Raw genomic sequence first — 13,345 nt, forward strand, 5'->3', positions numbered from 1 at the left:
GCCGTCAGCCTAGTTCAGTCACTGAACTCACCCGACGGCTGCGTCAGCGGGCTCGGGCCAGTCGGAGCGCGCGGGAAACGTACTGCCGGCTGGCCTTGACGCCGAACCAGCCGGTTCCGATGACGGTGTCGGCATCGCCGATGACCCGGAAGATGACCGACACCGCGCGGTTGCGCCGACGGAACAGCGCCGAGACGGCGTAGGCGCCCAGCGCACCGTTCTGGTAGGCCATCGCGGCCTTGCCGGCCACCACCGGAGCCAGGTCCTCCTGCCCCCCGAGCCGCTTCGCCACGGCCGTCGCGACGAGGTTGACCGCGTTCTGCGCGGCGATGACGAGCAGCGCCGGCTTCGGCGCGATTCCGCCGCGCCATTCGTTGATCCCGATGGCCAGCACACCGGCCTTGTCGAACGCGGCGTCGATCCCGGCGCCGAACTCACTGCTTTGGTCGAGCATCCGAGCCACCTTGCCGTCCAACAGATCCAGCAGACGGCCGGCCACCGTCTCGGTGATCCCCCAGCCGGTGTCGGCGCGTCGGGATCCGTGCACGGTCAACGCCAGCCCGACGGCGCTGATGGCGTTCGGGACGGTCAGGACGTCGGACAGCTTCGGGGTGGCCACGCCGTTGATCATCGCAGGCCGGTCACTCGGGGTCGGCCAGGAACCGCTCGATGGCCGTCTGCACCACGTCCTCGCGGGTCAGGCCCTTCGCCTGGGCCAGCCGGTCGAGTTCCGCCGCGGCCGCCGTGGTCAGGGTCAGCGTGTCGGCGGTGGTGGCTGCCTCGCCCCCCGGGTGCGGGAGGACCGGCATTCCGGAGGCCGGGTTCCCGCTCGACGTGGCGATCCACGCGGCGATGAACAGCACCACGGTGGCCGCCAGGTTGAAGAAGATCAACAGCCCGATCACCGGGCCGAAGATCCGCGCCGTGGCCGACCGCAGCAGGGTCGGGAGCACGTAGGTCAGGGCGAACTTGAGCACCTCGAAGGCGATCGCCGCGGCCGCCGCACCACGCAGCAATGCCTTGCGTTTGGCCGGGTAGCGCTTGGGCGGCAGCACGCGGTAGACGCCGAGGAACAGCGCCATGTCGGCCGCCACGGCCAACAGGATCGGGACGACGGTGAACAGCGGGGTCAGCCAGGTGACCTGGTCCAGGTGCAGCCACCGCAGCACCAGGGTCTGGGCCGAGGTGCCGATGGCCGTGAGGCTGAGCGAGAGCAGGATGCCGACGGCCAGCGCGGCGAGGTACTGCAGGCTCTTGAGGTAGTAGCGCCAGAGCGACTCGGCCGCGATCTCCTGCTCGGTTCCGAAGTCCGGACGCCACAGCGCCTGGATCGCACTGCGCAGGTTGCCCATCCAGCTCACGCCGGAATACAGCGCGACGACCAGGCCGATGATCCCGACGGTCAGACGGGCATCGATGGCCTGGGTCAGCAGGTCGCTGATCGACGAGGCCAGGGAACTCGGCAACAGCGAGATGATCGAATTCCGCAGGGAGGTCAGCAGCTGCGGGCGCGAGGCGAGGACGAACCCGGCGATGGAGAAGCTGACCATGACCACGGGCACGACGGCCAGGAACGAGAAATAGGTGATGGCCGCGGCGAACTGGAAGCCGAGGCGGTCGCCGAAGCGATTCACGGCCCGGACCAGGTGCCGCACGCTCGGCCGGCGCCACAACCGGCCCGCGGCCTGCTTCACACCTGCCAACAAGGTCCCGCCTCCGCCTCTCCCGCGCCGACCCACCGGAGGTACCCGACGGGGCTCAGTTCAGCACGGGCGCCTTCGCCGGCACCGGGTGGATCCCTCGACAGGGCCGCGCGGGCGACCGTCAGTCGGCGGCCGGGCGGCCGCGGGCGGCCTTGACCTGCGAGCGGGCCTTCTTGCCGGCCAGCCGGCGTTCCACCGACCCCCGGGTGGGACGGCTGGGCCGACGGGTGGCCGCGGCCGGCTGCAGCGCTTCCTGCAGTAGGAAGAGCAGTCGCCGTCTGGCCGTTTCCCGGTTGCGCAGCTGCGCCCGGTGTTCCGAGACCGTGATCACCAGTTGTCCGTTGATCAAACGCCCGGCCAGCCGGTCGAGCACGCGGGCGCGAGCGTTCTCGCCGATCGCGGCCAGGCCGGGGGACGTCGCCGGCGTCCAGGTGAGTTCGACCCGGCTGTCGGCCGTGTTCACTCCCTGGCCGCCGGGCCCGGAGGAACGGGAGAAGCGCCAGCCGAGCTCGTCGACCCCGATGGTCAGGGCCGCGTTGACCCGCAACGGAACGTCGATGCGATGCGCCGCAGGACGGGCCGCGGCGGACGGATCGGCAGGCATTGGTTCATGGTGTCAGAGGTTCATGGTGTCAGACCGGGCGGTTGACCTGCGGTCAGCACCGGCGGCCCGGCTGCGGTCCGGCGGCGACGGCGGTCACGGTCAGATCGAGTCCCATGGTGCGGCCGAGCACGCGGTCGACGCCCGGTTGTGACAGCAGCCGCACGGCATCCTTGGAGTGCAGGGTGCCGGTGGCCCGGAACACCAGTGCGCCGTCACGCCGGAGCGGTTCGGTCATCTCCAGGATGACGTCGAGCACGGCCCCGTCGGTGGCGAGAAGCCCGTCCAGTAGCCAACTTCCGGGCGACACGCCGGGCCGCAGTGCGCGGGAGACGAACCCGATCGACGGATTCCGGTCGCAGTCGATGACCCCGGCTCCGTGCAGCAGGGCGTCGATGCAGGAGCTACCACTGGTGAGGGATGACGTCCCGACGCTCACCTCGACGCGGCTCCGCGCGGGGTCGACGGCGAGGTCCACGTGGCCGGTGACATCGCCGAACACGCCCCGCACGGTCAGGAACGGGCCCACCTTGACGCTGACCTGCAGCGTCGAACGGGCCGCATCGACCACCCACCGTCCGACCGGCTCCTGGGCTGCGCCCCGACCGGTCGGGCGGCGGCGAGCGGTCGAAGCGGTGGCAGACGGACGGGCCATGGCGGGTTCCTCGGCGGACGGGCGCGGAGCGCGAGCGGCGGGCGGCGACAACACGTCCGACGACGCCGACCCCCGGCCGGTTCCCTGACCGGCGGATCAGGCGGCGGCCGGACTGGTCAACAGGAGCCGCGGTCCGCCGCGCTGATACGCGGGCGGCGTCAGTCCGTCGAGGGCCGCTCGCCCTGGTTCCACTCGACCTCGTCACCCGACCAGCCGCCGGGCGGCTCGACCACGTTGCCGCGGTCCCGGACCACCTCTTCACCGGTCCAGTCGGGACCTCCGTCCGGGAGGCCGGCTTCGTCCCGCACCACCTCGGCGCCCGACCAACCGGACTCCTCCGATGCCTGTCCGGCGTGGTCGCGGACCACCTCGTCGCCGCTCCAACCCGCGCTTTCGCTCTCCTCGCCCGTGCGACCGGGCCCTTCCGCTTCTGTACTCATGTCCAGATGATGCCCCCAACGTGGCGTGCTCACACGTCGAGCGGAACGACCGAGCGGCTGCCGCGGTGTATCACTGGAGATTGTGGATCGACGGCTGGGTGGCCTGGTACTCCTCATCCTCGCGTGTCTGAGCCTGCTGGTGGTCCCGAACCTGCGCGGGCGGCCACTGGCCGGCTCCGCCACCGCGGTGTACCTGCCGCCGGCGCCGCGGGTCGGGCAGTGCGTCACCGCGCTCTCGCCCGTTCCACAGGGCGACAGCCGTGAGATCGATCCGATGGTCGAGTACCCAGACGCCACCTACGGCCCGTGCCGGGGGTATGTAGTCGGCGAGGTGATGTCGGTCCAGGCCGCGAGTCTTCCGGCGCCGCGGGTGCCCCTGAGCCGGTACGAGGAGGCCAGCTCGGAGTGCGAGCTGGCCGAGGTCAACTACGTCGGATCGATCGGCCCGTTCGATCTGACCGACCCGAATGTCCCGAGCATCGCCTGGCAGGCGGCGGTGACGATCGCCTCGATCCCGGTCGGCCCGAACCGGCTGCAGCAAGGCATTGGCCAGACGTGGACCGCTTGTGTCGGCGCCACGTCGGACAACACCCGGTACACCGGCCGGATCGCCGATGCGCTGACCCGGGGCGTGCTGCCGCCGACTTTTGCCACGTGCTGGGGGGCGGTGCCCGCGGCCACCCGACTACGGTCGGACAGCTCGGTCCGGCCGTGCGCGGCGCCCCACACGGCCGAGATCCTGGCCACCACGCAGATCACCGACCCGCTGGCGACGGACGAAGACGTCCAGCGCACCTGCCGGAAGTTCGCGGCTCGCGCGATGCGGACGGCCGATCCCACCGGCGGTGGCGCGATCACCATCGCCGCCTACTCGATGGACGGAACGTCCGTGATGCCGTTGGCGGAGGTCGAACTGACGGCCGGCTACCTCGGTTGCCTGGCGACGGTCACACCGCCGCGGCAGTTGATCGGAACGCTCATCGGGCTGGGCGACCACGCGGTGCCGATCATCCCCGGCTGAGCCCCGCCGGCGCGGCGAGACAGTCTGCTGCTCAGTTGATCTCGGGACTGTTCAGTCGGTCTCGGGACCCATGCAGTAGTGGCACCGGTCTTCGCACTCCAGGTTGGCCGGCCCCGGCGTGGGCGTCGGCGCCGGGCGGTACGAGGCCGGGCGCACCGGACGGTTCACGGTCGAAGCGGTGCGTACCGAACTGTGGTGAGCGGCAAGATGTCGGTCGGTTCTGTGCGGTCGGCTGGTCGTCGAACTCATGACGATAGGACGCGCGAGGACCGCCCGGGATGCGTCGTCCCGGTCATCGTCTCCGGCGGGCCGTCGTTCGGGCTGGGGGCAGGACTCGATCGACCAGCCGGCCGCCGTTCACCATCGATCCCGCCTGCTTGATCCGGTCGATCACCGGGACGACCTCCATCTGCTGGAGTCCAGGGGCCAGGTCACCGATCCGGTTGACGAAGCGGTACAACTCGTCGACTCCCGTCATGGCCACGGCGGCGAACAGGTTCCACCGACCGGTGGTCGCGCCGGCGAAGGTCATCTCCGGCTGAGCCACGAGCGCGTTGCCGAACGAGTCCAGATGCCGGGGTTCGATGCTCATCCAGAGCATGACCATCAACGGGAATCCCAGAGCCGCGGTGGACAGGTCCACATCGAGATAGATGGTCCCACTTCCGATCAGGGCGTCGAGCCGACGTTTCGTGCGACCCTGCGTCCAGTTGGTGAGCTGGGCCAGAGCGGCGAGCGAGGTACGGCCGTCGAGAGCCAGCGCAGTGATCAGCGGGCCGTCCTCGGGTCGGATGGGTTCCGGCGCCGGTGTCGGGCCGGCATCCGGGGAGTCATCGCCCCCGCCGCGCAGGACGGCGATCGACGACGGGTCGAGCCGGTGCCCGTAGCTGCTCCAGTCCTTTTCGTAGCGTCCGGTGAAGCGGTGCATGACGATCCAGGCCGACAGGTCCAGTACCTGCTCGGTCTTGGGCAACTGGCGCAGCAGGAGTTCGTCCCGAGCGTCCTGGGTGCGGGCCCGGAGAGAAGCGACGATCTCGTTGCCGGCCCCGATGAGCGACACCCAGGAGACGTCGTCGCGGTGGGCCAGCGCCGTCGCCACGGCCGTTGACGCGTGCGGCCGGCAGGTGATCCGGATCATCCAGTCGAGCTGATTCGCGGTGATCGGATCGACGACACCGACCACACGCACGACGCCGGCCGCGCGCATCCGTCGATATCGCCGCGCGACGGTCTGTTCGGAGGTACCGAGGGCGGCGGCGATCACGCTGAAGGCGGCCCGGCCGTTGATCTGGAGTGATTGGAGAATCTCCCGATCCAGCGCATCCAGATCATGGAAATTGGAAGGACCAGCCTCGGACATGGAGGAATACTACGTCTTCGGCCGCAGAGCTCACTGCCATGGGGCCGGTCCGACCAGACTGTCGGCACCCCGGAGGAAGACCCTCTTCCTCGACGGCCGACGAAGGAGCGCACCCCTTGAAGAAATGGCTACCACTGGTCGTGGTGTCCCTGGGCACCTTCATGTTGCTGGTGGACGTGACCATCGTGAACGTGGCCCTGCCGGACATGGCAACCAGTCTGTCGACGTCCTTCTCCTGTCTTCAGTGGGTGATGGACGCATACGCGCTCGCCCTGGCCGCACTGCTGCTGGGCGTCGGCAGCCTGGCCGACCTGGTCGGCCACCGGCGGTCCTACGTCGGCGGCCTGACCCTGTTCGCGCTGTCCTCGCTGGCCTGCGGGCTGGCGCCGAACGTCGGTGTGCTGATCGCCGCGCGCGCCGTCCAGGGTGTTGGCGCGGCAGCCATGTTCGCCACCACCTTCGCTTTGCTCAACGCCTCCTACCAGCGCAAGGAGCGCGGCGTGGCGTACGGCGTCTGGGGTGCGGTCAGCGGCGCCTCGGCCGCTGTCGGGCCCGTCCTCGGGGGTGTCCTGACCGAGGGCATCTCCTGGAACTGGATCTTCTACGTCAATCTTCCGGTCAGCGTGGTCGCCGTCGCCTTGAGTCTGCGGGCCCTCCCGGCCGACCACCCGACAAGGGGTGGGCGCGTCGACTACGCCGGCACCGCCACCTTCAGCGTGGCCGCGGGCGCGTTGACCTTCGGGCTGATCCGCGCGAACGACTCCGGCTGGGGTTCGCTGTCGTGCTGGGGGTCGTTCCTGGTCGCCGCACTCGCGCTGGCCACCTTCGTGGTGGCCGAGACCCGGAACCCCGAGGCCATGGTCGACCTCTCCCTGTTCCGGCGGAGATCCTTCGTCGGCACGTTGCTGGCCGCCCTGATCCTGAATCTGGCCGCGTTCGCCTCTCTGACCTACACGTCGATCTGGCTGCAGTCGGTCCTTGGCCTCTCCCCCATCGAGGCCGGCCTGGTCGGACTGCCGTTGGCCGGCGCCGCATTCTTCGTGTCGGCCGCGATCGGTCGCCTGCTGCACCATCGAGCTCCGGGCCCGATCATCGGCGGCGGCCTGCTGTTGATCGGTCTCGGGTCCTGCTTGTGCGCCGTCGCGCTCGGTGACACCTCCGGATGGCCCGCGCTCATGCTCGGTTACGTGGTGATCGGCGTCGGCGTCGGCCTGGCCACGCCGACCCTGTCCTCATCAGCGATGGCCGCGGTTCCGCCGCAACGCGGCGGGATGGCCGCGGGAATGATCAACACCATGCGGCAGTTGGGTTTTGCCATCGGAATCGCCGTACTCGGCAGCGTCTTCGCTTCCCGCGCCGCCGCCGCCTTCAGCCGGGCCGGACTGACCGACGCCGGCAGCGCCTCGAAGGCACTGGCCGGCGGCCAGGCCCAACGGATCATCGCCGAAGCCCGGTCCGACCGCGCCGCCGCGACGACCAATGCAGTGCATCACGCGTCGATCTCCGGCCTGCACGGTGCGTTCTGGACGGCCGGGATCGCCGGCGTGACGGCCGGGCTGCTGGTACTCGGCCTGGTCCGGAGCCGCCCGGCCGTCCGGTCCGAACGTGCGCCGGAGGCGGCTTCGGTGGATGCCGTCGACACACCCGCCTGAACCGGTGGGACGACGTGCCATCGAACTCCATTCATGCGAACATATGTTCGTGTCCGAATACGCGTCCATCCTGCACGCCGACCTCGATGCGTTCTTCGCCTCGGTCGAACAGCGGGACGATCCGCGCCTGCGCGGCCGCCCGGTGATCGTGGGGGGCGGCGTGGTGCTGGCCGCGAGCTACGAGGCGAAGGCGTTCGGGGTGCGGTCGGCGATGAGCGGGTACCAGGCCCGGCGCGCCTGCCCGGGCGCGATCGTGGTCGAACCCCGCTTCACCGCCTACACCGTGGCCAGCAAGGCGGTCTTCAAGGTGTTCCGCGACACAACGCCGCTGGTCGAGGGCCTGTCCATCGACGAGGCGTTCCTCGACGTCGGCGGGCTGCGCCGGGTGTCGGGAACACCGCGCGAGATCGCCGTCCGGCTGCGGTCGCGAGTGTTGGCCGAGGTCGGTCTGCGGATCACCGTCGGTATCGCCGGCACCAAGTTCCTGGCCAAGGTGGCCAGTGCGGTGGCCAAGCCGGACGGCTTGCTGGAGGTTCCGGTCGGCGACGAGCTCCGATTCCTGCATCCGTTGGCCGTGGAACGCCTCTGGGGGGTCGGTAAGGTCACCTCGGCGCGGCTCCACGCCCTCGGCGTGCACACGGTCGGGCAGGTGGCCGCCCTCGACGAATCGACCCTGATCTCCGTACTGGGCAAGGGTTCCGGGCGGCACCTGCACGCGCTGGCGCACAACCGGGACCCGCGCCGCGTCCAGACCGGGAAGCGGCGGAGCTCGATCGGCGCGCAACGGGCGCTCGGGCGCCGGGGGCGAACGCCGGCCGAACTCGACGCGGTTCTGATCGGGTTGGTGGACCGGGTCACGCGCCGTATGCGGGACGCCGATCGACGGGGCCGGACCGTGGTGCTGCGCCTGCGGTTCGGCGACTTCACCCGGGCCGCCCGCTCGACGACGCTCCCCCGCCCGACCGACCAGACGTCCGCCGTACTGACCGCCGTGCGGGAGTTGATGACCGCCGCATCCCCGATGGTCGGCGCGAAAGGCCTGACCCTGGTCGGGATCTCCGTGGCCAACTTCGCCGACGCCGGTGCCGCCCAGCAGCTGGAGCTGCCCTTCGACGGCTTCTCGGCAACCGCGGTCGACTCGGTCCTTGACGAGGTGCGGCACCGGTTCGGCTCCGGCGCGATGACCAGGGGGGTCCTGCTCGGCCGGGATCCCGGCCTGTCGATGCCGATGCTCCCCGATTAGGGTCTGCTGCCATGGCTACGCGCGGCAGCAGCTCCCCGGCCATCGAACTGCGGGTCGGGGAACACGACGTACGCATCTCCAACCCGGACCGGGTCTACTTTCCCGAGACCGGGGCCACCAAGCTGGATCTCGCGAACTACTACCTGTCGGTGGGCGACGGCATCGTCCGCGCGCTGTACGAACGACCGTGCATGATGCACCGGTTCCCCGAGGGGCTGGCCGGCGGCAAGGTCCACCAGAAGCGGGTGCCACACGGAGCGCCGCCGTGGCTGGAGACGGTCCGGGTCGACTTCCCGTCCGGGCGCCACGCCGACGAACTGTGCGTGACCCGCCTGGCCGACGTGATCTGGGCGGTCCAGATGTCCTGCGTGGAGTTCCATCCGTGGAACAGCCGCCGGGCCGACACCGAACGACCGGACGAATGGCGGATCGATCTCGACCCCGGGCCTGACTGCCCGTTCGACACCGTCCGGCGGGTCGCGCACGGGGTGCACGAACTGCTGGAGGAGATCGGCGCCGTCGGCTGGCCCAAGACATCGGGCGGCCACGGCATGCACATCTACGTGCGAACTGTGCCGTCCTGGGGTTTCACCGATGTGCGTCGGGCCGCGCTGGCCTTCGCGCGCGAGGTGGAACGGCGGATGCCGGAGGATGTGACGACCACCTGGTGGCGCAAGGACCGCGATCCGCGGCAGCTGTTCGTCGACTACAACCAGAACGCGCGTGACCACACCATCGCCAGCGCCTATTCGGTCCGGGGCGTCCCCCGGGGCACCGTCTCGACCCCGATCACCTGGTCCGAGATCGACGACGTGGACCCGCAGGAGTGCACCATCGCCACCGTGCCCGACCGGTTCGCCGAGCTGGGCGACCTGCACGCGGGCATCGATGAGGCCCCGTTCACGCTGGACCCGCTGATCGAATGGGCCGAACGGGACGAGCGGGCCGGAGCGCCGGACATGCCGGCCGATTGACGGCCCGCCGGGCCCGGCCATGCACGCTGGCTCCCGTCAGCACGCCGGCTCCCGTCAGGCGGTCGCCGGCGGCGCCGCCTGACGCAGGACCCGGGCCACGTCGTCCACGGCCAGCCACAGCGGCCGGGCACTCGCCGGCTCCCCCGGGCTGAACTGCACGGTGACCATGACCGCGTCGTCCGACCAGCGGATCGCCGTGCAGGGCCACATCTCGTAGGTGCCGGCGTCATCCAGGACCAGACGCGCGATCGCCGGGACCCGGCCCTGCGGCTTCGTGGGGATCGTCGCCGGGACGACCTCGTTCAGGTACCGGTCCATCGCGCTGATCTCCATGGATCCAGAATATCGAACATCTGTTCGCTTGGACAGGTGGAGGCGGCGATTCCGTCCGACACGCTGGAAATTCGTCCCCGGTGGCGGCTGCTCCGTAGGGTGGCCCCGGTGAGTCCTGGGTACGTGTTGCTGATCGTGGTGGCCGGCATCCTCTGCGGCGCCATCAACTCCATCGCCGGCGGCGGTTCGCTGATCCTGTTCCCGGCCCTGCTGGCGACCGGAATGTCACCGCTGGTGGCCAACGTGACGAACTCCGTCGCCACCTGGCCCGGTTACGCCGGCGGCCTGCTCGGCTTCCGGCCGGATCTCCCGTCGCAGCGGGCCCGGATGAAGCCTCTGCTGGCGGCCGCACTGATCGGATCGACCATCGGCTGTCTGCTGCTGCTGAACACACCGTCCGGGGCGTTCGACATCGTGGTGCCGCTGCTGATCCTGGTCGCGGCCGCTCTGCTGGCCTTCCAGCCCGCGATCAAGCGGATGGTCGGCGAGCCCCGCGAGGGCGGCCGGGTGTGGTCGGTGCAGTTCCCGGCGATGATCGCGGCCACGGTCTACGGCGGCTACTTCGGCGCGGCACTCGGCGTGATCATTCTCGGCGTCCTGGCTCTCACGGTTCCGGACACCCTGCGCCGACTCAACGCGCTCAAGGGCGTCGTCTCGTTCGTCGACTGCTCGATCAGCGTGGTGATCTTCGGGATCTTCGGCCCAGTGAACTGGCTGGCGGTGCTGATCGCGGCCCCGACCACGCTCATCGGGGGCTATCTCGGGGCCAGGATGGCCCGGTACGTCAACGAGTCGGCGCTCCGCTGGAGCGTGGTGAGCCTCGGCGTGGTCATAGCCGTGTACCTGTTCGTCAAGGCGGTCGCATTCTGAGGTGACCCGACGGCGTCCGGCGACGCGCGTCAGGCAGAATGAACCAGGTCGTTGCCCTTCCTAACGACTTGACGACTCCGGACGGGACCGCTCACCGGGATGACCGAACTCGACCAGCCCACGACGCTGACCCTGCGATCGATCGCGCCGTCGGTCTATCTGCCGGCCATGGTCTACGAGATCGGCAACGGGGCGACGGCCCCGGTCATCGCCCTCACCGCCCTGCACCTGGGCGCCTCTCCGAGCGCGGCCGGTTTCATGGTGGCTCTGCTCGGCGTCGGCCAGGTGCTCGGGGACATCCCGGCCTCGGCGGTGGCCGACCGGATCGGCGACCGGCACGCCATGGTCCTGGCCGCGGGCCTGGCCACCGTGGGTCTGCTCGGCTGCTTCCTGGCCCCGAACCTGCTGGTACTGGGCCTCGCGCTGCTGCTGATCGGTTCGGCCAACTCCACGTTCTACCTGGCCCGGCAGTCCTACCTCACCGAGGTGGCACCGGTCGAGTTGCGAGCCCGCGCCCTGTCGACCCTCGGTGGATCACATCGGATCGGGCTGTTCATCGGCCCGTTCGTCGGCGCCGCGGCGATCAGCCTGACCGATCTCCGAGCGGCCTACGTGGTCGCGATGGTGACGGCCGTGTCGGCCGGCGTCGTGCTGCTCGTCGTACCCGACGTCGCGCTGCCGGCCGGCCATCCGGCGACCGTACGGGGCGGCGTCACCTCCCGGAAGATGCTGGCCGACCACCGCCGCCTGTTCGCCACGCTCGGGTTGGCCATCCTGGCCGTCGGCGCGGTGCGTGCCGCCCGCCAGACGGTGCTGCCGTTGTGGGCCGAACACCTCGGCCTCGGTGCCGAACGGACGAGCCTGATCTTCGGTATCGCCGGGGCCGTCGACATGGCGCTGTTCTATCCGGCCGGAAAGCTGATGGACCGCTACGGTCGGCTGGCCGTCGCCCTGCCCTCGATGACCATCCTGGGCGCCGCGATGATGGCGTTGCCGTTGACGTCCGGGGCGATCTCGCTGACCGTGGTGGCGATGGTGATGAGCTTCGGCAACGGGATCGGCTCCGGGATCATGATGACCCTCGGAGCTGATGCCGCCCCCGCCGTCGGCCGGATCAAGTTCCTCGGCATCTGGCGGGTGCTCAGCGACTCGGGCAACGCTGCCGGTCCGGTGGTCATGTCGGTGGTGGCATCGGCGGCCACGTTGGCCATCGGCATCGTCAGCATCGGTTCGGCCGGTCTGCTCGCCGCGGCGGCTCTGGCCGCCTGGGTGCCGCGGTACTCCCGTTTCGCCACCCCGCGGGCGATGGCCGCCCGGCGTGGGGCCGGTTGATCCGCGGGACCGTACGGCCGGTTCACAGCAACCATTGCGCTCACCCCCGACCGGCGCACATCTGGCGCGACTAATCCTGAACCCAGACCGCCCGGACGCAGGCGGATCCCCCCCAGCAGGAGGCCGCCGTGTTCGGATCGAAATCACTGGCCGTCGGATCCATGGCTGCCCTCGTGTTCGCCGTCGGGGCGCCGTCCGCCCAGGCCGCGACCGGGCCGAGTAATTCCTCCGAGACCTCGACCTCGCTCGCCGCCGGCAATGCCGGCGTCGGCAGCGCCGACTGGGCCGGCTGGGACGTGACCGGAGGCACCTACACCTCGGTGTCGGCGACGTGGACGGTGCCCACCGTCATCTGCACCACCGGTGAGACCAGCTACTCCGCCGACTGGGTCGGACTGGACGGGGACGGCAGTGACTCGGTCGAGCAGACCGGTACGTCGTCGGACTGCGACTCGGGTACGGCGACCTACTCGGCCTGGTACGAGTTCTACCCGTCCGCCTCCGTGACCCTGCCCGACAAGGTCAAGGCCGGCGACCGGATCACAGCGTCCGTCCGGTGGGCCAAGGGCACCGACCGGTTCGAGCTGGTGCTGACCGATGTCACGCAGAAGTGGACGAAGACCGAGACCGGCAGATCGCCCTCGGGCACCGGCGCCTCGGCCGAGGTGATCGCCGAAGCCCCGTCGGAATCCGCCGGCGGCACCAGCGTGCTGCCGCTGGCCCACTTCAAGACGGTCACCTTCTCCGACGTGCGGGTGAACGGCAAGGCCATCGGCACCCTCGGCGGGGCCGAGAAGATCACCATGGTGGACAGCAGCGAGAACCCGATGACCACCGTCTCGGCACTGAGCGGGAACGACCGGTTCTCCGTCACCTGGGTCTCCAGCGGCGAATCGGCCGGCTCCGGACAGACGGGCAGCGGCTTCCCCGGCGGCAGCGGCTTCCCCGGCGGCAGCGGCTTCCCGGGTGGTAGCGGTTTCCCCGGCGGCAGCGGATTCCCGAGCGGAGACACCCAACCCGGGAGCGACAGCGTTCCGGCTACCGGGCTCGGCGACGGCCTGAGCATCACCATCGGCGAGGGATATGCCGGAGGCGCCGGGGCGGGCGGCTATTGGCCGTCGTGATCAGCCCCCTCCCGCGTTGTACTGTGCGAATGTGGGG

At 70.3% G+C, this 13,345-nt stretch carries 14 protein-coding genes; 7 read left to right on the top strand and 7 right to left on the bottom strand.

The window, feature by feature from the left end; translation table 11 throughout:
* Positions 1–43: 43 nt before the first annotated feature.
* From BLS97_RS19835 to BLS97_RS19855, 5 genes are all read right to left on the bottom strand, one after another.
* Entirely contained in the window at positions 44–619 is a 576-nt protein-coding gene (locus BLS97_RS19835) for a CDP-alcohol phosphatidyltransferase family protein (RefSeq protein WP_172832313.1), read from the bottom strand.
* A 22-nt stretch (positions 620–641) separates the two neighbouring features.
* On the bottom strand, positions 642–1,706 hold the full coding sequence (gene yhjD, locus BLS97_RS19840; RefSeq protein ID WP_157695569.1) for an inner membrane protein YhjD: 1,065 nt from the start codon (positions 1,704–1,706) through the stop codon (positions 642–644).
* Between the two features lie 118 nt (positions 1,707–1,824).
* Complete coding sequence (gene arfB, locus BLS97_RS19845) at positions 1,825–2,262, bottom strand: alternative ribosome rescue aminoacyl-tRNA hydrolase ArfB (protein WP_407938074.1); 438 nt, start codon at positions 2,260–2,262, stop codon at positions 1,825–1,827.
* Between the two features lie 97 nt (positions 2,263–2,359).
* The gene (locus BLS97_RS19850; RefSeq protein WP_090479560.1) at positions 2,360–2,959 is read right to left on the bottom strand and encodes a YceI family protein; all 600 of its coding nucleotides are present in this window, start codon (positions 2,957–2,959) and stop codon (positions 2,360–2,362) included.
* A 158-nt stretch (positions 2,960–3,117) separates the two neighbouring features.
* Entirely contained in the window at positions 3,118–3,399 is a 282-nt protein-coding gene (locus tag BLS97_RS19855) for a hypothetical protein (protein WP_157695570.1), read from the bottom strand.
* A gap of 82 nt (positions 3,400–3,481) precedes the next feature.
* Between BLS97_RS19855 and BLS97_RS19860 the strand changes: the two genes are divergently transcribed.
* A complete protein-coding gene (locus tag BLS97_RS19860; protein ID WP_090479566.1) occupies positions 3,482–4,420 on the top strand; it encodes a hypothetical protein in 939 nt (312 codons plus the stop codon).
* A 292-nt stretch (positions 4,421–4,712) separates the two neighbouring features.
* On the opposite strand, the gene BLS97_RS19865 is transcribed toward BLS97_RS19860, so the two are convergent.
* Entirely contained in the window at positions 4,713–5,780 is a 1,068-nt protein-coding gene (locus BLS97_RS19865; protein WP_090479570.1) for an Lrp/AsnC family transcriptional regulator, read from the bottom strand.
* A 116-nt stretch (positions 5,781–5,896) separates the two neighbouring features.
* Here BLS97_RS19865 and BLS97_RS19870 point away from each other — a divergent pair, with 116 nt between their 5' ends.
* From BLS97_RS19870 to ligD, 3 genes are read left to right on the top strand one after another with little or no spacing between them, the layout of a single operon-like run.
* On the top strand, positions 5,897–7,432 hold the full coding sequence (locus BLS97_RS19870) for a DHA2 family efflux MFS transporter permease subunit (protein WP_090479573.1): 1,536 nt from the start codon (positions 5,897–5,899) through the stop codon (positions 7,430–7,432).
* A 43-nt stretch (positions 7,433–7,475) separates the two neighbouring features.
* On the top strand, positions 7,476–8,675 hold the full coding sequence (gene dinB, locus BLS97_RS19875) for a DNA polymerase IV (protein ID WP_090479577.1): 1,200 nt from the start codon (positions 7,476–7,478) through the stop codon (positions 8,673–8,675).
* Between the two features lie 11 nt (positions 8,676–8,686).
* Positions 8,687–9,649: a non-homologous end-joining DNA ligase gene (gene ligD, locus BLS97_RS19880; protein WP_090479581.1), complete on the top strand. Its 963-nt coding sequence runs from the start codon at positions 8,687–8,689 to the stop codon at positions 9,647–9,649.
* A 54-nt stretch (positions 9,650–9,703) separates the two neighbouring features.
* Here the strand turns inward: ligD and BLS97_RS19885 are convergent, their stop codons facing one another.
* Positions 9,704–9,982 carry a hypothetical protein gene (locus BLS97_RS19885; protein WP_090479584.1) on the bottom strand — a complete coding sequence of 93 codons (279 nt, stop codon included), beginning with the start codon at positions 9,980–9,982 and terminating at the stop codon, positions 9,704–9,706.
* A 108-nt stretch (positions 9,983–10,090) separates the two neighbouring features.
* Between BLS97_RS19885 and BLS97_RS19890 the strand changes: the two genes are divergently transcribed.
* From BLS97_RS19890 to BLS97_RS19900, 3 genes are all read left to right on the top strand, one after another.
* Entirely contained in the window at positions 10,091–10,852 is a 762-nt protein-coding gene (locus BLS97_RS19890; protein ID WP_090482708.1) for a sulfite exporter TauE/SafE family protein, read from the top strand.
* Between the two features lie 99 nt (positions 10,853–10,951).
* The gene (locus BLS97_RS19895) at positions 10,952–12,184 is read left to right on the top strand and encodes an MFS transporter (protein ID WP_090479587.1); all 1,233 of its coding nucleotides are present in this window, start codon (positions 10,952–10,954) and stop codon (positions 12,182–12,184) included.
* Positions 12,185–12,312: 128 nt separating this feature from the next.
* Positions 12,313–13,308 (top strand): G1 family glutamic endopeptidase, encoded by a 996-nt coding sequence (locus tag BLS97_RS19900; protein WP_090479590.1) that lies wholly within the window; start codon positions 12,313–12,315, stop codon positions 13,306–13,308.
* The last annotated feature ends 37 nt before the right edge of the window (positions 13,309–13,345 follow it).

The organism is Nakamurella panacisegetis (genome assembly GCF_900104535.1).
Lineage (GTDB): Bacteria > Actinomycetota > Actinomycetes > Mycobacteriales > Nakamurellaceae > Nakamurella > Nakamurella panacisegetis.